Origin of the sequence: Oryzobacter faecalis (genome assembly GCF_046764005.1) — a bacterium.
Taxonomy (GTDB): Bacteria; Actinomycetota; Actinomycetes; order Actinomycetales; family Dermatophilaceae; genus Oryzobacter; species Oryzobacter faecalis.
The window spans coordinates 271241-294393 of record NZ_JBKOFW010000004.1; the positions used below are offsets into that span (position 1 = coordinate 271241).

Genomic DNA, 23153 nt, shown 5'->3' on the forward strand with positions numbered 1-23153 from the left:
CCCGCCGGGCAGCCGGTGACCACCCTTCGCCGGTCGGGCCGGCGGTCCGAGCGGACCCGTCCCGGCATACTCGGCCGCATGCCCCGCGTCATCCACACCGCGCAGGCCCTCGTCGACGCCGTCATGGAGGTACCGATCCTGCCGGGGCGGGGCGGCAACGTCATGGCGACCTCGTACGAGCGGTACGCCGGTGGCGCCGTGACGATCCTGCTCGCCGCCGCCCGGTCCGGGGCCACGTGCGTGCACGCCGGGTCGGTCGGCACCGGGCCGAACGGCGACCTCGTCCGGGCGGCGCTGGCGGCCGAGGGCGTGGCGCTCTCCGCTCCCGCCGTCGCCGACCTCGACACCGGGGTGTGCGTCGTCCTCGTCGAGCCCAGCGCCGAGCGGTCCTTCGTCACGACCCAGGGCGCCGAGCGACACATCAGCGTCGCCTCGCTCGACGCCTGCGCCCCCGAGGCCGGGGACCTCGTCTGCGTCAGCGGCTACTCGCTCGTCGGTCGGACGCGGGACCCCCTCGTCGAGTGGCTCGGGTCGCTCGCCGAGGAGGTCGTCGTCGTCCTCGACCCCGGTGCGACCTTCGCCGAGCTCGACCACCGCACCCGCGAGACCGTCCTCGCCCGCACGGACGTCTGGACCGGGAACGCCGACGAGGCCGCGTCGCTCGCGGGCGTCACGGGGACGGAGGAGGCGGCCCTCGTCGTCGAGTCCCTGCTCCCCGCCGGCTCGGTCACGATCGTCAGGGACGGACCGCGTGGTTGCACCGTCAGGGAGGGCGGACGCAGCACGCACCTCCCCGGGCACCCCCAGCGGCCGGTCGACACCAACGGGGCCGGCGACACCCACACGGGCGTCCTCCTCGCCGAGCGCGCGGCAGGGGCGACGTGGGCCGAGGCGGCCCGGCGCGCCAACGCCGCGGGTGCCATCAAGGTGACCAGGCGGGGCCCGGACACCGCACCGACGAGGGCGGAGATCGACGCGTTCCTGCGGCTCGCCGCGCGCTGAGCCAAGCGGCCCTCACGAAGCTCTCAGGAACGGGGGAAATGGCTCGTTCGGGTCATGGGCAGCGGTGCGGCACACGGGCATAGTCACTTCTCGGTGGGTGACCACCACCGCACCCGGACCCGACTCGCGGGGGCCCTGAACCGGACGCGGTCATGACGTGCACCGGCACGTGACGCGGGCTCACGCCTCGAGCCCGTCGATGACCGACCGAGGTTCCCGGAGGACCAGGTATGTCCGTCTTGCACTGGGCACGTGCTGCTGCCGCGCCCGTATCAACCACCCGTTCCGTCCGTCGCCGCAGGTTGCGCGCGCACGGCACCACGGTCGCGCTCCTCGCGACCCTGACGTTCGCCCCCGTCGCGCTGATCGCCGCTCCCGCGGCCATGGCGGCCGATGGCCCGTTCGTCATCGACGGCAACGTCCCCGACCCGAACACCGCCTTCCTCGAGGACCCCGAGGGCAACGTCAAGGAGCTCGGCCCGCTCAACTCCAACACCACGAAGATCGGCGTCATCCACGGCGACGCGGTGCCGACCCTCGGCCTGACCAACCCCAACGGCCAGGTGGACCTGCGCGGCGCCTGGCTCGACACCGAGCGCGAGGCCGGCAAGGACTGGCTGTACTTCGCGTGGGAGCGCGACAACTCGACCGGCAGTGGCTTCATCGCGTACGAGTTCATGCAGGACGCCGCCCCCGCCGCGTGTGCGTACGGGACGGCAACAGCGGAGCAGCTCATCGCGAACTGCAACCCGTGGGCGAACCGCAAGGCGGGGGACTTCCTCATCCTCTGGGACCAGCAGGGCGGCAGTCGTGACCTCTTCCTGCGAGTCTGGTCGGGAACCGCTCCGAACCTGACGCTGAGCCCCCCCGGCGCACCGCTCGACGCCGCCGTCTCGCAGGCCGAGTACAGCCCGGACGGCTTCTTCGGCGAGGCAGCGGTGAACCTCACGGACACGATCTTCGGTGGCAGCACCGCGTGCCGGGTCTTCGCCAACACGATCCCCAGCACGGTGACCGGCAACTCGGACACGGCCGACTACAAGGACACGATCCTGCAGACGGCCCCCCCGATCACGAACTGCACCTCGACGACCGTGACGACGCCCCAGACGTCCACCGGTTCGGTCATCGGCTCCGGTGGGATCTCCATCGGCACCGGTGTGGCAGCGGTCCGTGACTCGGCCGTCGTGAACATCGCGGGCGGCACCGCCACCCCCGCAGGCTCGGTCGCGTTCTTCCTCTGCAAGGTCGACTCGCCCGGGCTGTGCACGACAGGCGGCACGAGCGTCGGGTCGACGAACCTCAGCGGCGCCTCGTACCCGGTGACCGTGAACTCGCCCACGGCCTACGTGACGTCGGCCGGCCGGTACTGCTGGCGAGCCGTCTTCAGCGGTGACAGCGCGAACGGCATCCCCGGCTCGAGCGACTCGTCGGCCACCGAGTGCTTCGTCGTCAACCCCGTGACGGCGACGCTGTCGACGTCGGCCGGTGCTGACGTCTTCCTCGGCAACGCGGTCACCGACCAGGCCACCTTGGGTGGCACGGCCACCCAGCCGGCCAACCCGGTCATCAACCTGACCGGCACCGCTGGCGCCGCCGCCGGCGGGACGATCACGTTCAAGCTGTACGGCCCGAGCACGACCGGCTGTGGAGCACTCGTGTACACCTCGCCCACGGTCGCGGTGAGTGGCAACGGCACATACGACTCGCCCAACCCGCAGTTCGTGCCGACGGCCGCCGGTGACTACCACTGGGTCGCCGTGTACAGCGGCAACCTGCCGAACACCCTCGGTGTGACGCACAACTCCGACTGCACGGACACCGGCGAGGACGTCACGGTCAACACCGTCGCGTCGTCGATGACGACCGCGCAGCGCTGGGTCCCGAACGACACCGCCACCATCTCGGCACCCGCCGGTGGGGCTCTGGCCGGTGACGTGACGTTCACGCTCTACGCCAGCGCGAACTGCACCGGCACCGTCGTGTACGGCCCGGTGGACGTCGCGGTCGCCGGGGCGTCTCCGCAGCAGGCGTCGACGTCGAACACCACCGCGGTCACGGCCAGCGGCTCCTACTCCTGGCTCGTCGCCTACGACAGCGACAACTCGGCCCAGCGCGACATCCCGGGCAGCTGCCACGAGACCACCGCGCTGACGATCTCGAACGGAGGCACGGTCTCCAGCCCGTGATCGCAGGACTGCGGTCGGCCCGTCACCGGTGACGACGGGCTGACCGCCGGCGGGGTCGGTCTCCTGAGGCGGGAGGCCGGCCCCGCTCCGTGCGCGCGCGTCAGGCCAGGGAGTCGAGGTCGCTGCGGCACCGCTGCTCGAACTCGGTGAGCTCGGACAGGGCGGCGTCGAGGTCGCGCCGGCGCTGCTCGAGGTCGGCGCGGCGGGCGTCGATCTGGTCGAGGACGTACTCGAGCTGGCTGCGGCGACCGCGGGGCGCGTCGTAGAGGTCGATGATCGTGCGGATCTCGTCGAGGGGGAACCCGAGGCGGCGGCCGCGGAGGATGAGGCCGAGCCGGGTGCGGTCGCGGCGGTGGTAGACGCGGGTGGTGCCGCGCCGCTCGGGGGAGATGAGCCCGAGGTCCTCGTAGTGGCGCACCGTGCGGTGGGTGACCCCGAACTCGTCGGCGACCTGCGCGATCGACCACGTGCGGCCGCGATCGTGGGCCTCCTCGGCGGCCTCGGCGGAGCCGGCTGAGCCGGCGGAGCGGGCCGCGGTGGCGCTGGGGGTTGGCATACCGGGGAGTATTGCTTTACGTTGACGTCAACGTCAAGAACGTGACCGCACCCCGAGCGCCCGAGACCCGGGCGCCCACCGCGCGAAGGAGCGCCGATGTTCGAGCTGGGCAAGGACCACGAGGACTTCCGGACCGTCGTCCGCGAGTTCGCCACGGAGGCCGTCGAGCCGCACGTCGCGCAGTGGGACCGCGAGCACCACTTCCCCGCAGACCTCGTGCCGCGGATGGGCGAGCTGGGCCTGTTCGGCCTCGTCGTCCCCGAGGAGTACGGCGGCTCCCTCGAGGACGCCGACGGCGGTGCGTTCACGAGCCTGTGCATCGCCATCGAGGAGCTCGGCCGCGTCGACCAGTCGATCGGCATCACGCTCTCGGCCGGTGTCGGACTGGGCATCAACCCGATCCTCACCTACGGCGACGAGGAGCAGAAGGCGCGCTTCCTCCCCGACCTCGTCGCAGGTCGGGCGCTCGCGGGCTTCGGCCTCACCGAGCCCGACGCCGGGTCCGACGCCGGTGCCACGCGCACGAAGGCCGTCCTCGAGGACGGCCAGTGGGTCGTCGACGGCGCGAAGGCCTTCATCACGAACTCCGGCACCGACATCACCTCGGTCGTCACCGTCACGGCCCGCACCGGCACCGACGCCGAGGGCCGCCCCGAGATCTCGGCGATCATGATCCCCTCCGGCACACCGGGGTTCACGGTCGAGCCGGCCTACGACAAGCTCGGCTGGAACATCTCCGACACCCACGGCCTGTCCTTCAGCGGCTGCCGCGTCCCCGAGGGCAACCTCCTCGGCGAGCAGGGTCACGGTTTCCGCCAGTTCCTCAAGACCCTGGACGACGGGCGCATCGCCATCAGCGCCCTCGCCCTCGGCCTCATCACCCGGATGCGGGAGGAGGCCATCCGGTACGCCTCCACGAGAACGGCGTTCGGCAAGCCGATCGGGGTCAACCAGGGTGTCTCGTTCCCCATCGCCGACCTCGCCGTCATGGAGGAGAACGCGCGGCTGGTCACCTACCGCGCCGCGTGGCTCAAGGACGAGCACGAGGCCGGTCGCCGCTCGGTCGCCGAGGTCAAGCAGGCCGCCGCCGTCGCGAAGCTGTACACCTCCGAGGCCGCGGTGAGCGCCACGCGCATCGCGACGCAGGTCTTCGGCGGCAACGGCTTCATGGAGGAGTACCCCGTCGCCCGCTTCTACCGCGACGCGAAGATCCTCGAGATCGGCGAGGGCACCTCCGAGGTGCAGCGGATGGTCATCGCCAAGGGCCTCGGCCTCCCCACGGCATGACCTCGACCCCCGACCCCGCGCTCGGCGACCCGCGCGTCGCCGACGTCCGCCGACGCCTCGAGGGTGCCCTCGAGGCCTCGGCCCGGCCCACCGAGGCCGCGGCGGCGAAGCTCGAGCGGCAGGGCAAGCTCTACGTCCGTGACCGCCTCGCCCTGCTCCTCGACGACGGGTCGTTCGTCGAGGACGGCAGGTTCGCCAACGCCCTCGCGCCGGGTCTGCCCGCCGACGGGGTCGTCACGGGCCGGGGCACGGTCGAGGGGCGACCGGTCGTCGTCATCGCGAACGACCCCACCGTCAAGGCCGGGTCGTGGGGGGCGCGCACCGTCGAGAAGATCGTGCGCGCCACCGAGACCGCGCTGCGCGAGGAGCTGCCCGTCTTCTGGCTCGTCGACAGTGCCGGCGCGCGGATCACCGACCAGGTCGAGATGTTCCCGGGCCGTCGCGGCGCCGGGCGGATCTTCCACAACCAGGTCGCCCTGTCGGGCAAGGTGCCGCAGATCTGCTGCCTGTTCGGCCCGTCCGCGGCCGGTGGCGCCTACATCCCCAGCTTCTGCGACGTCATCATCATGGTCGAGGGCAACGCCTCGATGTACCTCGGCAGCCCGCGCATGGCCGAGATGGTCGTCGGCGAGAAGGTCTCGCTCGAGGAGATGGGCGGGGCGCGGATGCACTGCACCGTCTCAGGGGTCGGCGACCTCCTCGCGCACGACGACGCCGAGGCGATCGAGCTCGCCCGCCTCTACCTCAGCTACCTCCCGGACAGCTGGCGCTCGCCCCTGCCGACGTACCACCCGGAGCAGCCGTCGGCGCCCCTCACCCGGGCCACCGTCCCCGAGCGCGAGAGCCAGCCGTTCGACGTCCACGACGTCATCGACGGCCTCGTCGACGAGGGCAGCTTCTTCGAGGTCAAGCCGCTGTTCGCCGCCGAGCTCGTCGTCGGCTTCGGACGGATGGACGGCGAGACGGTCGGCATCGTCGCGAACAACTCGGCCGTCAAGGGCGGGGTGCTCTTCACCGACTCCGCCGACAAGGCCGCGCGGTTCATCTGGCTCTGCGACGCCTTCTCCGTCCCGCTCGTCTACCTCGCCGACGTCCCGGGCTTCATGATCGGCTCCGAGGTCGAGCGCGGCGGCATCATCCGGCACGGCGCGAAGATGGTGTCGGCCGTCGCGTCGGCCACGGTGCCCCAGTTCTGCGTCGTCGTCCGGAAGGCCTACGGCGCCGGGCTGTACGCGATGGGCGGCCCGGGCTTCGGCCCGGACGCCACCATCGCGCTGCCCACCGCCCGCATCGCGGTCATGGGCCCCGAGGCCGCCGTGAACGCGGTGTACGCCAACAAGATCGCCGAGGTCGAGGCCGCCGAGGGCGTCGAGGCCCGCGACGCGTTCGTGGCCGCCCGCCGGGCCGAGTACGAGGAGGACGTCGACCTCGAGAGGCTCGCCGCCGACCTCGTCATCGACCAGGTCGTCGAGGCCGAGGACCTGCGCGGCGAGCTGCTCCGGCGGCTGCGGTACGCATCCCGGCGCGACCGGCACTTCGCCGACAAGCGCCGGGACGTCCCTCCCGTCTGAGGCCCGCCGGCAGACGGCGTGCGCTCGGCGCCGCGGTTCGCGTTCGGTCAGCTCGTCGCGCGCAGGTCGTGCCAGGCGACGCCGAGCTCGCGGAGCAGCTCGCGCACGAGGGGGAGCGAGACGCCGACCACGTTGCTCGGGTCGCCCTCGATCCCGCTGACGTACGGGCCGCCGAGGCCGTCGAGGGTGAAGGCGCCGGCGACCCGCAGCGGCTCGCCGGTGGCGACGTACGCCTCGACCTCGGCATCGGTGAGCTCGGCGAAGTGCACGGTCGTCGAGGCCGTCCCGCCGACCATCCCCCCGGTGCCGCCGTCCTCGGAGTCGCGGGTGTCGACGAGCCAGTGCCCGGTGTGGAGGACGCCGCTTCGTCCGCGCATCCGGCGCCACCGCTCGGTGGCCTCGGCGGCGTCCGCGGGCTTGCCGTGGACCTCGCCGTCGAGCTCGAGGACCGAGTCGCAGCCGAGGACGAGGCCGCCGTCCACGTCGTCGGCGTCGTCGGCCTCCAGCGCTTCCACGACGTCCTCGGCCTTGGCGCGGGCGAGGAGGAGGGCGACGTCGGAGGCCTCGAGGGCGCCGTGGACCTCCTCGGCCGCGGCGACGGCGGCGTCCTCGTCGACGGAGGAGACCCGGACGGCCGGGTCGATGCCCGCCGCCCTCAGGGTCGCCAGCCGCGCGGGGGAGGCGGAGGCGAGGAGGAGCGTCGGGGCGGGGGCGTCGGTCACGGGGACCACCGTAACGACGCGGCCGGCCCCGCCGTCGAGTGGCCACGGCACGCTGATGGTCGGCTCCACCGGTCAGCGTGTCGTGACCACTCGACCGGGGGCCGACGGTGAGGGGGCGCGGCGTCGGTGGTCGTCGGTAGGTTCGGCGCGTGGAGACGATCGAGCGGCGGCGGCTCACGCTCGCGACCCTCGACCGCCAGCTGCTGCTCCGGCGCCACGACCGGTCGGTCGAGGACGCCCTCACCCACCTCGTCGGCCTCCAGGCCCAGGAGCCCCTGGAGCCCTACACCGGGCTCTGGTCCCGCCTCGAGGGCTTCGAGCCGTCGGCGCTGGCCGGGGCGCTCGAGCACCGCGGGCTGGTGCGCACGCTGACGATGCGCCGTACCCTCCACCTGCACACCGCCGCCGACTGCCTCGCGCTGCGCCCGGCCCACCAGGGCATGCTCGTGACGAAGATGCTCGGGCTGTACCGGCGCACCCTCGAGGGCATCGACCTCGACGAGCTCGCCGCCGCGGCCGCGCCGCTGTTCGCCGCCGAGCCGCGGACCGCCGTCGACGTCGCCCGTGAGGTCGGCGTGCGGTGGCCGCACGTCGAGGCGCGCGCACTGGGTGACGCCCTCACCTGCCTCCTGGCCCTCGTCCAGGTGCCGCCGCGCGGGGTGTGGGGGCGCACCGGTCCGGCCCGGCTGACGACGGTGGCGGCCTGGCTGGGCCGCGAGCCGGAGGCACCGCCTGACGTCCTCGCCTCGATGGTGCTCCGCTACCTGGCTGCGTTCGGCCCTGCGTCCGGCTCGGACCTGCGCGCCTGGTGCGGCGTCCCGGGGCTGCCGGCGGTCGTCGCGGAGCTGCGCCCCTCGCTCGTCGGCTACCGCGACGAGTCCGGCCGCGAGCTGCTGGACCTCCCCGGCGGGTCGCTCCCGGACGACGACGTCGAGGTGCCGGTGCGGTTCCTCCCGGCGTTCGACAACACCGTGCTCGGCTACGACGACCGGCGCCGCGTCATCGACGACGAGCACCGCCGCCTGTCGGTCGCGGGTGCGAGGTTCGTCCTCGTCGACGGGCGCGTGGCGGCGGTCTGGGTGCCGCGTCGCGCCCCCGACGGGACGGGCGTGACGGTCGCCGTCGAGCTCCTGCGCGCCCTCAGCCCCACCGAGGCCGATGCCGTCGTCGAGGAGGGGAGGGCGCTGGCCACCTTCCTCGGTGACGGCGTGCCGGGCGGGGTCGAGGTCGCGACCGCGTGAGGGGCGTGGCGCCGCGGCGTCAGCCGAGCACCTCGTCGACGTAGCACCAGCGCCACGCCTCGCCGGGCTCGATGCTGCGCATCACGGGGTGGCCGGCCTCCGCGGCGTGCGCCGAGGCGTGCCGGCCCTCGGAGGAGTCGCAGCAGCCGACGGCGCCGCAGTGGGCGCAGGCCCGCAGGTGCACCCAGCGCATTCCCTCGGCGAGGCAGGTCGGGCAGCCCTCGGCGGTCCGCGGCGGCACCGGCACCTCCGTGGCGAGGAGGTGCTCGCAGCCGCCGACGATCCGGTCCGGAGGCCGCAGGGGCGACTCGCGCAGCGCCGCCCCGCGCGTGGCCGCCCAGGCGAGCGCGGTCTCCTCGGCGTCCAGCTGGCCGAGGATCGTCGTGAGGACCGCGTGGTCGACCTGCCCGGCGTCGCGGATCCGGAGCAGCTCGGCGCGCTCCTCGCGGATCATCGTGGTCCGCAGCCGGGCAGCGGCCTCGCTCGGGGTCTCGTCGTCGGCCGGGCCGAGCGTGCCGAGGCGTTCCCACGCCCGGTTGACGCGCGCTTCCGCCATCGACTGGAGGGTGCCGATGACGGCCGGGTCGGCGGCCGGGTCGGCCTCGACGAGGCGCAGCCCGGCGCCGGTCGTCGCCCCGAGGACGGTCGCCTCGACGAGGGCGTCCTCGCGGGGGTCGGGGCCGCGGACGTCCAGGGCGCGCGCCAGGGCCGGCAGCGTCGTCCCCTGCAGGACGAGGGTGCCGACGGTGACGACGAGGGCGATGACGAGCAGCTCGGCGCGCAGCGGCGTCTCCTCGGGGAGGGTGAGGGCGGCCGCGAGCGTGACGACCCCGCGCATCCCCGCCCACGAGCCGAGCGCGGCGCTGCGCAGCCTCGTCCGCCGGACCTCCGGGTCGACCCGGTGCACCGCGAGCCAGATCGCCGCCTGCCCGAGCATCCACACCGGTCGCAGGACGAGGCACGCGACGAGGACGGCGAGCCCCACGAGGAGGGTGCGGCCCAGGTTCTGTGAGCCGACGTCGGACAGCAGCGCGGAGACCTGCAGCCCGATGAGGAGGAACACGGCGTTCTCGAGGACGAAGGTGATGCTCGACCAGTTGATCCGTTCGGACAGGCGCGACGGCGCGCTCTGCAGCGAAGGGGCGCGGTGGGCGAGGAGGAGTCCGGTCGTCACGACCGCGAGGACGCCCGAGGCCCCGACCTGCTCCGCCGGGACGTAGGCGAGGTACGGGGCGACGAACGACAGGGCGGTGTCGGCGGGCACCTCGGTGAGCTGGCGGCGCAGGGTGCCGATGAGGAGGTACGCGACGACACCGACCGCCACGCCCCCGAAGGAGGCGATGAGCAGGTCCTGCGACACCGACATCACCGTGACGTCCTCGGGGCCGTGGTCGCCGGCGCCGTGGGCGGCGAGACCGGCGGCGGCGAGCGCGGTGCGCAGCGTGACGAGGGCCGTCGCGTCGTTGAGGAGCGACTCGCCCTCGAGGATGGTCCGGATGGGCCGGGGGAGGCCGATGCGGCGCGCGACGGCGGTGGCGGCCACGGCATCCGGGGGCGAGACGATGGCGCCGAGCGCGACGGCGAGCGCGAACGGGATCGGCAGGAGCAGCCAGGCGACGAGGCCGACCCCGAACGCGGTGAACAGGACGAGCCCGACGGACAGGCTGAGGATCTTCGCCCGGAACGTGCGGATGTCGAGGAGCGAGGTCTGCAGGGCGGCCGCGTAGAGCAGCGGCGGCAGCAGGCCGAGGAGGACGACGTCGCTCGAGAGCCGGACGTCGGGCAGGGCCGGCACGAACGACAGCACCGCCCCCACGCCCAGGAGCGCCAAGGGCGTCGGGAGGCCGACGGGCGCGATGGCGCGGCTCACGAGGATGACGACGAGGACGACGGCCACGAGCAGCAGGGCGAGCTCCACGGGGAGATCCTGCCCCGACGGGGTGCCGCAGGGCGAGCACGTCCCGTGACGGCCCCTGCCGCCGGGCGGCGCGTCAGCCGAGCACGGCCTCCCGCAGCACGTCGAGGCCAACGGACCCGACGTCGAGCGCGCGTCGATGGAAGTCCTTGAGCGAGAACGCATCTCCCTCGCGGCGGGCGACCTCGTCGCGCAGCTGCATCCACAGCCGCTCGCCGATCTTGTAGCTCGGCGCCTGGCCGGGCCAGCCGAGGTAGCGGTTGAGCTCGAACCGCAGCATCTCCTCGCCCTGGTTCGCGTGGGCGTCGAGGAAGGCCCAGGCCTTGTCGTAGTCCCAGGCGCCGCCGCCGACCTCGGCCGGGGCCTCGAAGCCGCAGTGGACGCCGATGTCGAGGACGACGCGCGCGGCCCGCAGCGACTGACCGTCGAGGAGCCCGAGGTAGTTGCCGGGGTCGTCCATGTAGCCCAGCTCGGCCATGAGGCGCTCGGCGTACAGGGCCCAGCCCTCGCCGTGCCCACTCGTCCAGCACATCATCCGGCGCCAGCGGTTGAGCAGCTCGCGGCGGTGGATGGTCTGCGCGATCTGGAGGTGGTGGCCCGGGACGCCCTCGTGGTAGACGGTCGTCAGCTCGCGCCAGGTGCCGAACTCGGTGACGCCCTTGGGCACCGACCACCACATCCGGCCCGGACGGGCGAAGTCGTCGCTGGGGCCGGTGTAGTAGATGCCCCCGGTCTGGGTGGGGGCGATGCGTGCCTCGATGGTGCGGACCGGGTCCGGGATGTCGAAGTGGGTGTCGGCGAAGTCGGCGATGACCTCGTCGGCCTTGCCCTGCATCCACGCGCGCAGCGCGTCGGTGCCGTGGAGGACGTAGCGGGGGTCGTGGTCGAGGTGGGCGATGGCCTCCTTGACACCGGCGCCGGGGAGGATGCGCTCGGCGGTCGCGCGCATGTCGGCGTCGATGCGGGCGAGCTCCTCCTGGCCCCAGGCGTAGGTCTCCTCGAGGTCGACGGTGGCGCCGAGGAACTGGCGGCTCGCCAGCTGGTAGCGCTCACGGCCGGCGGCGTCGGACTCGGGGGCACGGTCGAGCAGCTCGGTGCGCAGCCGCTCTCCCGCGTCGCGGTAGGCCCGGGCCGCGGCCTCGACACCCCGGCGCAGGTCGGCGGCGACGGCGCCCTCGAGGTCGTCCTCGCCCGCCCTGGCCTCGGCGAGGAAGGTCGCGAAGAAGCCGTCGTCGGCGGTGAGGTCGGCACACTGCCGCACGCACTCGACCACCTGGCGGCGCGGGGTGACCAGCCCTCGGTCGGCCGACTCGCCGAGCGTCGCCAGGTACTGGTCGAGGGCGCGGGGGACCTTGGTGAGGCGCGCGGCGATCGTCGCCCACTGCTCCTGGGTCTGGGTGGGCATGAGGTCGAGGACGTCGCGGACCCCTTGGAGCGGCGACGCGAGGACGTTGAGCTGCATCCGGTCGTAGCCGGCCTCGTGCCACTCGACGGCGAGGCCGAGCCGCTCGCGCATCGCGGCGACCGTGACCCGGTCGACGTCGTCGACGGGCTGCGCAGCGGCCAGCCGGGCCAGCGTGTCGCGGGCGAGCTGCGCGTGGTGGGCGTACCCGTCGGGGGAGAGGTCGTCGAGGTCGTCGTCGTGCCCCGGGACACCGAGGTAGGTCGCCTCGATGGGGCTGGCGGCGACGACGGCGTCGAAGTGGGCCTCTGCGACGGCATCGACGGCGGTGGGCTGGCGCAGCACGGGGGTCTCGGTCACGGTCGGCGACGCTACCCGAGGCGACCGACGTGGGGCCCCCGGGTTTCCGTCGCCTAGCCTTCGGCGGGTGGACGTGTACATCCGGTCGGTCAACGTGGGTCGGCCCCGGCCCGGCATCGAGCCACGCGGACGCGACACGGCCATCGACAAGCGGCCGGTCGCGTCGGTCGAGGTGCGCGACCCCGGACCCAAGCGGGGCGGGCTCGGCAGCGGGGTCGTCGAGGACGACGTGGTCGCGCGCAGGCACCACGGAGGGTCGCGCCAGGCGGTGTACGCGGTGGCGCGCGAGGAGCTCGACTGGTGGGCCGCCGAGGTGGGCCGGGACCTCCATGACGGCGTCTTCGGCGAGAACCTCACGACCGTCGGCCTCGACGTCGACGCCGCGGTCGTGGGGGAGCGCTGGCGTGTGGGAACGGCCCTGCTCGAGGTGTCCGGCCCGCGCATCCCGTGCGCGACCTTCGCCGCGTGGATGGGCGAGCGCGGCTGGGTGCGGCGGTTCACCGAGCGCGGCCGGACGGGGGCCTACCTCTCCGTCGTCCAGCCGGGCCGGATCAGCAGGGGTGACCCGGTGGAGGTGGTGTCGCGTCCGGCGGGTGGGCTCACCGTGCCGGAGGTGTTCCGGGGCCTGACCGGCGACCTCGACCTCGCCCGGCGCGTGCTCGATGCCGGCATCCTCGACGACCGCGACCACGCCACCCTCGAGCGGAAGGTCGCCCGCCGCACCCCCACCGACCACTGAGCCGCTCTCTCCACTGGCCGCACGGTGCGCACATCGACCAATAGGGCGATGTTGTCACGCCCGTGGCGTGGCAGGTCTCAGGCCGCCGTGAGGATGACGCGGAAGTGCCGCCGCCAGGCGTCCGAAAGTCGTTCGGGAACCGGGATGCCGAGGGCCCGAGCCACCGAGGCCCTCCGCGCGAGCAGCGCCTCGGGCTCCTGGAACAGCTCGTCCCCGGTCACCACCACGAACGTCCAGCCCTCCACCGACGAGAGGTGTCCGCGACGAGCCCCGTCCTTGGCCCGCTGCTCAGTGGTCTCGTGCCACCGGCCGTCGTACTCGATCGCGAGGAGGTGCTCCTCGTAGCCGAGCTCGATCCTGAACCGCACCGAGCCGTCGCGGTCCTCGACGTGGATGTCGACCTCCGGCTCGGGGAAGCCCGCAAGGACCATGAGGAGCCGCAGCGCCGTCTCTGGCGAGGAGTCGACCCCCGCACGGACCATCCCTGCTGCCTCGACGACCTCGTTCCTGAACTGCCCTTCCCATCCGGTGGCGTACTCGACGAGCTCTTCGGGTGACAAGCGCTTCTTGCGGACCAGGCTGTCGCCGAGCGCGACGAGGTCGACGAGTCCGAGGAAGCGGGCCATGTCGCAGAACGTCTGGCCCGGAGAGGTGATGGGCAGGCCGTGCCACTTCGTGATCTCGAGCCTCCGGCGGTACCGGTGCGGCTTGACCCCGCGGATACGGAAGCGGACGTCGCGCATGAAGGAGACGTGCGTCCACTCGTTGTCCGGAACGCGCCCACCCCACATCCGTGCAGCCGTGAAGTGGCTGAGCACCGCACCCGCAGGCGCCACCAGAAGGACCGCCCGTGCTCGAACGACCACGGTGTCCGGCACGTGAGCGGCCACCACGACCCCCGGGAGGATCTGGCGGAACTCAGGACCGGCGAGCCGTCGCCGGACACCCCGGCAGCCCGGTGGTCGCGGGTGAGGAACGGATGTCGTGGAACTGGCCCCGTCATCCTCCGATGGTGGCGACTCTTGGCCGGAGCAGTTCGGCGTCATCCACAGGCTGGGTCAAGATCGTCCTATTGGTCGATGTTGTCCCGGCGGTGCTTGGGCCGGACGTCCTGGGTCAGGGGCGGGCGCTGGTGCGCCAGGCGCCGGGACCGTGGGGCACCGAGGTGCGCAGGGCCGCACGGTGCGAGGCCCACCGGGATCCGTCGCGCTCCGGCGGCGGGTCGTCGCCCCCCGACGCCGCGGCCAGCACGGCGACGAGGGCGGCCACCTCCTCCGCGGAGGCGTCGCCGGTGATCCGGATCTCGGGCGTGGGCCGGTGGTCGTCGGTCATGACAGAGGGCGGGGTCCCCGTGAGAGCCGAGCCTGCGAGGAGGTCATGGGGCGGGGTCCCCGTGAGAGCCGAGCCTGCGAGGAGGTCATGGGGCGGGGTCCCCGTGAACTCTGAGCCTGCGAGGAGGTCATAGGGGAATGTTCCCGTGCTTCTTCGGCGGCAGGGTCTCGCGCTTGGTGCGCAGCGCGCGCAGCGCCTTGGTGACGTTCATCCGCGTGTTCGACGGGGTGATGACGGTGTCGATGTAGCCGCGCTCGGCCGCGACGTAGGGGTTGGCCAGGGCGTCCTCGTACTGCTTGATGAAGGCCGCGCGCGCCTCCTCGACCGAGCCGCCCTTGTCGGTGATCTTCTTCAGCTCCTTGCGGTAGAGGATGTTGACCGCGCCCTGGGCCCCCATGACCGCGATCTGCGCGGTGGGCCAGGCGAGGTTGATGTCGGCGCCGAGGTGCTTGGATCCCATGACGTCGTAGGCCCCGCCGTAGGCCTTGCGGGTGATGACGGTGACGAGCGGGACCGTGGCCTCCGCGTACGCGTAGATGAGCTTCGCGCCGCGGCGGATGATGCCGTCCCACTCCTGGTCGGTGCCGGGGAGGAAGCCGGGCACGTCGACGAAGGTGAGGATCGGGACGTTGAACGCGTCGCAGGTCCGCACGAACCGCGCGGCCTTCTCGGAGGCGTCGATGTCGAGGGTGCCGGCGAGCTGCATCGGGTTGTTCGCGACGACCCCGACCGAGCGGCCCTCGACCCGACCGAACCCGATGACCATGTTCGGCGCGAACAGCGGCTGCACCTCGAGGAACTCGCCGTCGTCGAGCACGGCCTCGATCGCGACGTGCATGTCGTAGGGGACGTTGGGGCTGTCCGGGATGAGGGTGTCGAGCACGCGGTCCTCGTCGGACACGGAGAGGTCGTTCTCGCCGCCGAAGACCGGGGCGTCCTCCATGTTGTTCGAGGGCAGGTACGACAGCAGGGCCCGCACGTACTCGATGGCGTCGTCCTCGTCGGTGCCCATGTAGTGCGCGACACCGGACTTCGTGTTGTGGGTCCGCGCGCCGCCGAGCTCCTCGAAGCCGACGTCCTCGCCGGTGACGGTCTTGATGACGTCCGGGCCGGTGATGAACATGTGCGAGGTCTGGTCGACCATGACGGTGAAGTCGGTGACCGCGGGGGAGTACACGGCCCCGCCCGCGCACGGCCCCATGATCAGCGAGACCTGCGGGATGACGCCGCTGGCGTGGACGTTGCGCCGGAAGATCTCCCCGTACAGGCCGAGCGAGACCACGCCCTCCTGGATCCGCGCCCCACCCGAGTCGTTGAGCCCCACCACCGGGCAGCCGACCTTCATCGCGAAGTCCATGACCTTGCAGATCTTCTCGCCGAACACCTCGCCGAGGGAGCCGCCGAAGACGGTGAAGTCCTGCGCGAACACGGCGACCGTACGGCCGTCGACCGTGCCGTAGCCGGTGACGACACCGTCGCCGTACGGCCTGTTCGCATCGGCGCCGAAGGCCACCGAGCGGTGCCGCGCGTACTTGTCCATCTCGACGAACGAGCCCTCGTCCAGGAGCAGCTCCAGCCGCTCGCGAGCGGTCTTCTTCCCCCGGGCGTGCTGCTTCTCGACGGCCCGCTCGGAGCCCGCGCCGGCGACGAGGGCGACGCGACGCTTGAGGTCGGCGAGCTTGCCCGCGGTCGTCGTGGTGTCGATGTCCGCGTGGACGTCGGTGCCGCCGATGGAGTGGGTGTCGCTCGTGGACATGTCGCGAGCCTAGCCTTGCGGGCGTGAGCCAGAACCCCCGATCCCGGCCGCTCGACGCGGCGTTGGTCACACCCGGAGAGCCGTGGCTGCCGGTCGAGGTCTTCGCCTCGCTGGGGTCCACGAACGACGAGGTGAGGGCCCGCCCCGCGCCCTGGCGCGTCGTCGTCGCCGAGGAGCAGGAGGCCGGTCGCGGACGCCTGGGCCGCAGCTGGACCACCACCGCCGGCACCGCCCTCGCCGTGTCGGTGCTCGTCCCCCCGCCGGCGTCAGGACCGGCCTGGGTGCCGCTCCTCACCGGCCTCGCCGTCCGCGAGGCGGTGGCCGAGGTGGCCGGCCTCGTGACCTCGCTCAAGTGGCCCAACGACGTGCTCGTGCCGTCCGACGGCGACCGCAAGCTCGCCGGCGTCCTGTGCGAGTGGTCGGGCGACGGCGTCGTCGTGGGCACGGGGATCAACGTCGGCACCGAGCGCGGCGACCTCCCGCTCGACACCGCGACCTCGCTGCGGGCCGCCGGTGCCCCGGACGTCGACCGCGCCGTCCTCCTCACGGCCTACCTGCGCCACCTCGCCGGTCTGCTGCGCGCCGACACCGGTCCCGGCGGCGAGGTCCGTGCCGCGTACGTCCGGGCGTGCGGCACGATCGGGCGCGAGGTCGAGGTGCACGAGCCCGGAGGACGCGTGCGCACCGGTGTCGCGACAGGGGTCGACGATGACGGCAGACTGACCGTGCGGACCCCGGCCGGCGCCACGACGGCGGTCTCCGCCGGTGACGTCGTCCACGTCACGTCGCGCCGAGGGTGAAGGAGGAGGTCGCGATGTCCACGCCCGGCGAGGACGCGACCCCGACGACGGCCGAGCTCGCCGAGCGGGCCGAGCGGGCCCTCCTCGGGCGGCAGGCCTCGATGGGTCGTCGCGAGGTCTCCGAGGGCGCCGGCGTCGAGCCCGCGACCGCGCGCCGGTTCTGGCACGCCATGGGCTTCCAGAACGTCGAGGACGACGAGGCGATGTTCACCGAGGCCGACCTCGAGGCGCTCAGGCGGGTGGCCCGCCTCATCCGGGACGACGAGGTCAGCGAGGAGCTCGCCCTCGGGATGACGCGGGCGTTCGCGCGCACCGCCGACCGGCTCGCCGTGTGGCAGACCCAGCTCGTCGCGGAGTCCCTGGAGTCGCCGGGGACGGAGGAGGTCGAGGGCCGGGACAGCCGGTCGGTGCCGGAGCCCCGCATCGCCGCCGACGCCGCCGCCCTCCTCGCCGAGCTCGCCGACGACGTCGAGCCGCTCCTCGTCTACGTCTGGCGCCGCCACCTGACGAACGCCATCTCGCGCATGCTCGCCGACGCCGACCCCGCCGTGCGGTGGGACCCCTCGGCCCCGTACCGCGTCGTCGGGTTCGCCGACCTCGTGTCCTTCACCTCGTTCGTGCGCCGGATGAGCGAGCGGCAGCTGGCCCGGCTCGTCCAGCGCTTCGAGCTGCTCGCGAGCGACGTCGTCACCGAGCACGGCGGCCGCGTCATCAAGACGGTGGGCGACGAGGTCCTCTTCGTCCACAAGGAGGTCGCGGGTGCCGCGGCGATCGCCCTCGACCTCGTCGACGCGATGGGCGAGGACGAGCTCCTGCCGCCGGTGCGGGTCGGCCTCGCTCACGGCCGGGTCGTCTCGCGCCTCGGGGACGTCTTCGGGCTCACCGTCAACAAGGCGAGCCGGATCACCGCCGTCACCCCGTCGGGCAAGGTCTACGTCGACGACGACATGGCCCACCTCCTCGGCGAGGTGTCCGGGTTCACGGCGACCGAACGGCGCCGCCGGATGCTCCGCGGCATCGGTGTCCTGACCCTCCATGAGCTGCGACGCGCGCCCGGTGGGCGTGGCCTCACCTCGCGAGAGGACGGGGCGTGACTACGATCGACCGCATGACGATGGTGTTCGGCGCATGACGAAGGTGCTCCTCGCGGAGGACGACCCCGCGATCTCCGACCCGCTCGCCCGTGCGCTCCGGCGCGAGGGCTACGACGTGGACGTGTGCACCGACGGCGAGTCGGCCCTCGACCAGGCCCTCCAGAACCCCGACCTGCTCGTGCTCGACCTCGGGCTGCCGAAGATGGACGGGCTGGAGGTGTGCCGCAGGCTCCGGCAGGAGGGGAGCTCGGTGCCGGTCCTCGTCCTCACCGCCCGTGCCGACGAGGTCGACACCGTCGTCGGGCTCGACGCCGGGGCCGACGACTACGTGACCAAGCCGTTCCGCCTCGCCGAGCTGCTGGCGCGGGCACGGGCGCTGCTGCGCCGCGGCATCGTCGAGAACGCCCCGCCAGAGGCGCTCGTGCGGATCGACCCCGAGGGCCGCCGGGTGTTCCTGCGCGGCCAGGAGGTCCAGCTCACCGGCAAGGAGTTCGAGCTGCTCAAGGTCCTCGTCGCCAACGAGGGCAAGGTCGTCTCCCGCGAGAAGCTGATGCGCGACGTCTGGGACAGCGCCTGGTACGGCTCGACGAAGACCCTCGACATGCACATCTCGGTGCTGCGCAAGAAGCTGGGCGACGACGCGGCGCACCCCAGCTACATCACGACGATCCGCGGGGTGGGTTTCCGCTTCGACGCGCCGGAGGACTGACGCGTGCGCCGCGTCCTCACGACGACGGCCGCGCAGACGGTCGGCATCACCTCGCTGCTCGTCGGCGGGACGGTGGCGGGGCTGCTCCTGTGGCCGGGTGACCCGCTCGCGTCCCTCGCCGGGGACGCCGCCAGCCTCGACGGCACCCCGGCGACCCCTGCCGTCGTCGCCGCGCTCGTCGCGGCCGTGGCCGTCGCCTCCCTCGTCGCCCTCGGCGTCGCCAAGCTCGTCGCGGACACCCGCGCCGACCGCGTCTCCGGGCTGCTCGTCACCCTCGGCGAGCGTGCCGAGCGTGACTCCGCCGACCCCAAGCCGGTGCCGCTGAAGTCGGGGATCGTCGAGGTCGACCGGCTCGACGCCGCCCTCGCCCGCGGGTCGCAGCGTGGCGCCAAGCGCCTGGCGTCCGAGCGCGACTTCGCGGCGGACGCCTCGCACCAGCTGCGCACGCCCCTCACCGCGCTGCTCATGCGGCTCGAGGAGATCTCGCTCACCGACGACCCCGAGGTCGTCAAGGAGGAGGCGACGATCGCCATCGGGCAGGTCGAGCGGCTCAGCAAGGTCGTCGACGACCTCATGAGCCGTACGCGCAGCGGCGTCGACGCCAACCCGTCGGTCTCGCTCGACTCCGTCCTCGCCTCCCTCCAGCGCGAGTGGCAGCCGGCGTTCGCGTCGGCCCGCCGCAGCGTCCACATCAGCGGTGAGCGCGGTGTCCAGGTACGGGCGACCCCGGTGGCGCTCGGGCAGATCCTCACGACCCTGCTCGAGAACTCCCTCGCCTACGGGCGCGGCACCGTCGAGATCGCCGCTCGTCGCGCCGGGCCCTCGGTCGTCGTGGAGGTCACCGACGAGGGCGACGGCGTCGCGGCCGCGCTCGCCCCGCACATCTTCGAGCGGTCGGTGTCGTCCACCGGCAGCGGGCTCGGGCTCTCGCTGGCGCGGGACCTCGCGGAGGCCGCGGGCGGTCGCCTCGAGCTCGTCCGGGCCCGGCCGCCGCTGTTCGCGCTCTTCCTCTCCGCCGCCGGCTGAGGACGTGGCCCGGTCGGGCCATGGTCACCGGCGGGCCGCGGCTCCTACCGTTGGCCCGTGGGATCGCGCACGCGCCTGCTCGGGCTCGGCCTCGGCACCCTCCTCGTCGTGCTGGGGGTCGCCGAGACGATCCGTGCCGTCCGCAGCGGCGACGGCGGTGTCGTCTTCTGGTTCGGCACGCTCGTCGGCGGGGGCGTGCTCACGATCGCGGGGACCGTGCTCGCCGAGCGCCTTCCCGGGCCGTCCCTCGCGATGACGGTCCTCGGCTGGCTGCTCGGGTCGGTCCCGACGATGTGGACCCTCGTCGTGCCGATCCTGCTCCTCGTGAACGTCGTGCTGCGCTTCCTCGGGCCCACCGGGACGCCGGTCGGGACCAGCCGCGCCGGTCCCGCCTAGAGGGGTTCGCCGGCGAAGACGACCTTGCGGTAGGCCCAGAAGCGGAAGAGCGTCCCGAGGCCGATGCCGACGATCGTCGCGACGTTGTCGGCGAGGCGCGACTCGAACCCCAGCCAGTAGTGGGACACGAACAGGGTCGCGGCGGCGATGCCGAGGGCGATGACGTTGACGCCGAAGAAGAGGGCGACCTCGTGGTGGGCGGGACGGCTGCGGCGACGGCGGAAGGTCCACTGCCGGTTGCCGATCCACGCGACGAGCGTCGCCACCGCGCCGGAGATCACCTTGGCCGTCGTGACCTTGTCGGACAGCACGGTGTGCCAGAGGACGTTCGCGAGCCCGATGTCGACGACGAAGGCCAGGGCGCCGACCACCCCGAACTTGATCATCTCGCGGTAGAGGACGTCGATCGCGCCGCGGAGGGTGTCGACGAGGTGGCCGGGCCCGCGGGTCGGGGGCGGGGCGGCGGTGGGCACCCGACGAGCCTACAAGCGCGCGGTCGGTATCCTCGCCGCGTGCTCACACCACGTCGCGCCCCCGGTGGCTTCCCGGTCGTCGGCATCGTCGGAGGGGGTCAGCTGGCCCGGATGTGCGCCGGCCCGGCCGCCGAGCTCGGCGTCACCCTCAGCGTCCTCGCCGAGTCCGACGAGGCCAGCGCCGCCCTCGTCATCCCCAGCGCGCCCGTCGGCGAGCACACCGACGCCGAGGCGGTCCTCGCGTTCGCCCGCGCGTGCGACGTCGTGACCTTCGACCACGAGCACGTGCCCGCCGACGTCCTCGACCTGCTCGTCGCCGAGGGGGTCGAGCTGCACCCGCGGCCCGCCGCTCTCCGGTTCGCCCAGGACAAGCTGGCGATGCGCGAGCGGCTCACCGAGCTCGGCATCCCGTGCCCCCGCTGGGTGCGCGCGTCGACGGTGGAGGAGGTCGCGGCGTTCGGCGACGAGGTCGGCTGGCCGGTCGTCGCCAAGACCCCACGAGGTGGGTACGACGGCAAGGGCGTCCGTGTCGTCGGGTCGGCCGACGAGCTCGCCGACTGGCTCGCGCGGGCCGGCGCCGACGGCACCGGCCTCCTGCTCGAGGAGCGGGTGGCGTTCCGGCGCGAGCTCGCCGTCCTCGTCGCGCGCAGCCCGTCCGGGCAGGCCGTCGCGTGGCCGGTCGTCGAGACGGTCCAGACCGACGGCATCTGCACCGAGGTCCTCGCGCCGGCACCCGACCTCGACGCCGGGCTCGCGGCTGCCGTGGTGCACGCCGGGCTGCGGGTGGCCGGTGAGCTCGACGTCACGGGGGTGCTCGCCGTCGAGCTCTTCGAGCTACAGCGTGGGTCTCGCCGCGGCGTCGAGGTCGAGGACGGTTCCGGCACACCGTCGTTCGTCGTCAACGAGCTCGCGATGCGTCCGCACAACTCCGGCCACTGGTCGATGGACGGTGCGGTCACCGGCCAGTTCGAGCAGCACGTGCGCGCCGTCCTCGACCTGCCGCTGGGGTCGCCGAAGCCCCGCGCCCGCTGGACCGTCATGGCCAACGTCCTCGGCGGCGACTACCCCGACCTCTACCCCACCTACCGCCACGTCATGGCCCGCGACCCCGAGGCCAAGGTGCACCTGTACGGCAAGGGCGTCCGCCCCGGGCGCAAGATCGGACACGTCAACGTCTCCGGCGACGACCTCGCCGACCTGCGGGAGCGGGCCGGCCACGCCGCCGACTACATCCAGGGAGTGGTGACCGAGTGAGCCAGCAGCAGCCCGGAGGAGCAGCGCCCGTCGTCGGCGTCGTCATGGGGTCCGACTCGGACTGGCCGGTCATGGAGGCCGCGGTGGCCGCGCTCGACGAGCTCGGCGTGGCGTGCGAGGTCGACGTCGTCTCGGCGCACCGGATGCCCGAGGAGATGGTCGAGTACGGCCGCACCGCCGAGGAGCGGGGGCTGCGCGTCATCGTCGCGGGGGCCGGGGGAGCGGCCCACCTGCCGGGGATGCTCGCGTCGGTGACCTCGCTGCCCGTCATCGGCGTCCCGGTGCCGCTGAAGTACCTCGACGGGATGGACTCGCTGCTGTCGATCGTGCAGATGCCGGCGGGGGTGCCCGTCGCGACCGTGTCGGTCGGGGGTGCCCGCAACGCCGGGCTGCTCGCCGCCCGCATCCTCGGGGCCGGTGAGGGCGCCGAGGCCGAGCGGCTGCGCGCCGCGCTCACCGAGTTTCGCGGCGCCCTGCGCGACGAGGCGCATGCGAAGGGTGCCCGCCTGCGCGCCCGCCGCTCCGACGGCTGAGCCCCCTCCTCAGCGGGCCATGCCCTCGCTGCGGACCCGGGGCCACTCGATCTTCGGGCAGGTGTCCATGACGACGTCGAGGCCGACCGCCCGGGCCCGCTCCGCGGCGGCCTCGTCGACGACCCCCAGCTGCATCCAGATCGCGTCGATCTGGAGCCGGTCCTTGTTGCGGATCGCGTCGTCGACGACCGCGCCGACGTGCTCGGAGCTGACGAAGCAGTCGATGACCTTGATGTCCTGGTCCGGGATGTCGTCGAGCGAGGCGTAGCCCTGGGCGCCGTGCACGGTCTCGGCCTTCGGGTGCACCGGGATGATCGGCTTGCCGAGCTCGACGTGCAGCCACTTCGAGATGCGGTGGGCGACACGCTGGGTGTTCGTCGAGAGGCCGACGACGACCCAGACGCCCGGGTCCATGATCAGCTCGCGGACGAGGTCGGGGTCGTTCTGGTGGTGGTGGGCCATGGACCCATCATGCCCCCGCGCGGCCGCGTGAAACGGGGGGTCCGGCGGGACGCCTCCGTGGGCCGTGGGCTCGTCGTTGCCGGGTGCACCTCGTGTCCTGGCCGGGGTTCGAGGCTTCGCGATGACGCGGCCTCCTCGCGCTCGGCGATCGTCGCTTCGCGCTCGGCCTCCTTCACAGGCGCCTGGGCGGCGTCCCGCTCGGCTCCGTCCTGCTGCCTGCTCACCACCCGCTGGGCGCACCGTCCACCTCGCCCTCCGCTCGGGGTTCTTCACAGGCGCCTGGACGGAGTCCCGCTGTGTTTCGCTCCGTGGCCGGCTCACCACCCGCTGTTCG

Annotated in this window: 22 protein-coding genes; 13 read left to right on the plus strand and 9 right to left on the minus strand. The window is 73.3% G+C overall.

Features of this window, described 5'->3' with window-relative positions:
• Nucleotides 1-78: 78 nt before the first annotated feature.
• On the plus strand, nt 79-1002 hold the full coding sequence (locus tag ACK8HX_RS10190) for a PfkB family carbohydrate kinase (protein WP_411940581.1): 924 nt from the start codon (nt 79-81) through the stop codon (nt 1000-1002).
• A 302-nt stretch (nt 1003-1304) separates the two neighbouring features.
• Entirely contained in the window at nt 1305-3191 is a 1887-nt protein-coding gene (locus ACK8HX_RS10195; RefSeq protein WP_411940582.1) for a hemagglutinin, read from the plus strand.
• Between the two features lie 100 nt (nt 3192-3291).
• On the opposite strand, the gene ACK8HX_RS10200 is transcribed toward ACK8HX_RS10195, so the two are convergent.
• On the minus strand, nt 3292-3747 hold the full coding sequence (locus ACK8HX_RS10200) for a MerR family transcriptional regulator (RefSeq protein WP_411940583.1): 456 nt from the start codon (nt 3745-3747) through the stop codon (nt 3292-3294).
• 96 nt (nt 3748-3843) lie between these two features.
• Here ACK8HX_RS10200 and ACK8HX_RS10205 point away from each other — a divergent pair, with 96 nt between their 5' ends.
• A complete protein-coding gene (locus tag ACK8HX_RS10205) occupies nt 3844-5034 on the plus strand; it encodes an acyl-CoA dehydrogenase family protein (RefSeq protein ID WP_411940584.1) in 1191 nt (396 codons plus the stop codon).
• Nucleotides 5031-6605, plus strand: a complete 1575-nt coding sequence (locus ACK8HX_RS10210) for an acyl-CoA carboxylase subunit beta (RefSeq protein WP_411940585.1) — start codon at nt 5031-5033, stop codon at nt 6603-6605. Before ACK8HX_RS10205 ends, ACK8HX_RS10210 begins: the two co-directional genes overlap by 4 nt.
• Nucleotides 6606-6652: 47 nt before the next feature.
• On the opposite strand, the gene ACK8HX_RS10215 is transcribed toward ACK8HX_RS10210, so the two are convergent.
• Nucleotides 6653-7327 (minus strand): Maf family protein, encoded by a 675-nt coding sequence (locus ACK8HX_RS10215; RefSeq protein WP_411940586.1) that lies wholly within the window; start codon nt 7325-7327, stop codon nt 6653-6655.
• Between the two features lie 149 nt (nt 7328-7476).
• Here ACK8HX_RS10215 and ACK8HX_RS10220 point away from each other — a divergent pair, with 149 nt between their 5' ends.
• Nucleotides 7477-8568: a winged helix DNA-binding domain-containing protein gene (locus ACK8HX_RS10220; RefSeq protein WP_411940587.1), complete on the plus strand. Its 1092-nt coding sequence runs from the start codon at nt 7477-7479 to the stop codon at nt 8566-8568.
• A 19-nt stretch (nt 8569-8587) separates the two neighbouring features.
• Here the strand turns inward: ACK8HX_RS10220 and ACK8HX_RS10225 are convergent, their stop codons facing one another.
• Both ACK8HX_RS10225 and ACK8HX_RS10230 read right to left on the minus strand, forming a co-directional pair.
• Nucleotides 8588-10486, minus strand: a complete 1899-nt coding sequence (locus ACK8HX_RS10225; RefSeq protein ID WP_411940588.1) for a cation:proton antiporter domain-containing protein — start codon at nt 10484-10486, stop codon at nt 8588-8590.
• A gap of 73 nt (nt 10487-10559) precedes the next feature.
• Nucleotides 10560-12245: a DUF885 domain-containing protein gene (locus tag ACK8HX_RS10230; protein ID WP_411940589.1), complete on the minus strand. Its 1686-nt coding sequence runs from the start codon at nt 12243-12245 to the stop codon at nt 10560-10562.
• A gap of 67 nt (nt 12246-12312) precedes the next feature.
• Between ACK8HX_RS10230 and ACK8HX_RS10235 the strand changes: the two genes are divergently transcribed.
• Nucleotides 12313-12984: an MOSC domain-containing protein gene (locus ACK8HX_RS10235; protein WP_411940590.1), complete on the plus strand. Its 672-nt coding sequence runs from the start codon at nt 12313-12315 to the stop codon at nt 12982-12984.
• 77 nt (nt 12985-13061) lie between these two features.
• Here the strand turns inward: ACK8HX_RS10235 and ACK8HX_RS10240 are convergent, their stop codons facing one another.
• The 3 genes from ACK8HX_RS10240 to ACK8HX_RS10250 form a co-directional block, all read right to left on the minus strand.
• Nucleotides 13062-13727: a hypothetical protein gene (locus tag ACK8HX_RS10240; RefSeq protein ID WP_411940591.1), complete on the minus strand. Its 666-nt coding sequence runs from the start codon at nt 13725-13727 to the stop codon at nt 13062-13064.
• Between the two features lie 373 nt (nt 13728-14100).
• Nucleotides 14101-14316: an acyl-CoA carboxylase epsilon subunit gene (locus tag ACK8HX_RS10245; protein ID WP_411940592.1), complete on the minus strand. Its 216-nt coding sequence runs from the start codon at nt 14314-14316 to the stop codon at nt 14101-14103.
• A gap of 127 nt (nt 14317-14443) precedes the next feature.
• Nucleotides 14444-16072, minus strand: a complete 1629-nt coding sequence (locus tag ACK8HX_RS10250; protein WP_411940593.1) for an acyl-CoA carboxylase subunit beta — start codon at nt 16070-16072, stop codon at nt 14444-14446.
• A 23-nt stretch (nt 16073-16095) separates the two neighbouring features.
• On the opposite strand from ACK8HX_RS10250, the gene ACK8HX_RS10255 reads away from it, so the two are divergent.
• The 5 genes from ACK8HX_RS10255 to ACK8HX_RS10275 are packed head-to-tail and all read left to right on the plus strand — an operon-like array spanning nt 16096 to nt 20097.
• Nucleotides 16096-16872 (plus strand): biotin--[acetyl-CoA-carboxylase] ligase, encoded by a 777-nt coding sequence (locus ACK8HX_RS10255; protein WP_411940594.1) that lies wholly within the window; start codon nt 16096-16098, stop codon nt 16870-16872.
• Between the two features lie 14 nt (nt 16873-16886).
• Complete coding sequence (locus ACK8HX_RS10260) at nt 16887-17966, plus strand: adenylate/guanylate cyclase domain-containing protein (RefSeq protein ID WP_411940595.1); 1080 nt, start codon at nt 16887-16889, stop codon at nt 17964-17966.
• Between the two features lie 34 nt (nt 17967-18000).
• On the plus strand, nt 18001-18675 hold the full coding sequence (locus tag ACK8HX_RS10265; RefSeq protein WP_411940596.1) for a response regulator transcription factor: 675 nt from the start codon (nt 18001-18003) through the stop codon (nt 18673-18675).
• A gap of 3 nt (nt 18676-18678) precedes the next feature.
• The gene (locus ACK8HX_RS10270) at nt 18679-19701 is read left to right on the plus strand and encodes a sensor histidine kinase (RefSeq protein WP_411940597.1); all 1023 of its coding nucleotides are present in this window, start codon (nt 18679-18681) and stop codon (nt 19699-19701) included.
• Nucleotides 19702-19758: 57 nt separating this feature from the next.
• Nucleotides 19759-20097, plus strand: coding sequence for a hypothetical protein (locus tag ACK8HX_RS10275; RefSeq protein ID WP_411940598.1), 339 nt, complete (start codon nt 19759-19761; stop codon nt 20095-20097).
• On the opposite strand, the gene ACK8HX_RS10280 is transcribed toward ACK8HX_RS10275, so the two are convergent.
• On the minus strand, nt 20094-20570 hold the full coding sequence (locus tag ACK8HX_RS10280; RefSeq protein ID WP_411940599.1) for a GtrA family protein: 477 nt from the start codon (nt 20568-20570) through the stop codon (nt 20094-20096). The genes ACK8HX_RS10275 and ACK8HX_RS10280 overlap by 4 nt on opposite strands.
• A 39-nt stretch (nt 20571-20609) precedes the next feature.
• Here ACK8HX_RS10280 and ACK8HX_RS10285 point away from each other — a divergent pair, with 39 nt between their 5' ends.
• Nucleotides 20610-21824 carry a 5-(carboxyamino)imidazole ribonucleotide synthase gene (locus ACK8HX_RS10285; RefSeq protein WP_411940600.1) on the plus strand — a complete coding sequence of 405 codons (1215 nt, stop codon included), beginning with the start codon at nt 20610-20612 and terminating at the stop codon, nt 21822-21824.
• Nucleotides 21825-21868: 44 nt separating this feature from the next.
• A complete protein-coding gene (purE, locus tag ACK8HX_RS10290; RefSeq protein WP_411940681.1) occupies nt 21869-22357 on the plus strand; it encodes a 5-(carboxyamino)imidazole ribonucleotide mutase in 489 nt (162 codons plus the stop codon).
• A gap of 9 nt (nt 22358-22366) precedes the next feature.
• Here purE and ACK8HX_RS10295 read toward each other — a convergent pair whose 3' ends face one another.
• Entirely contained in the window at nt 22367-22819 is a 453-nt protein-coding gene (locus ACK8HX_RS10295) for a CoA-binding protein (protein WP_411940601.1), read from the minus strand.
• Between the last annotated feature and the right edge of the window lie 334 nt (nt 22820-23153).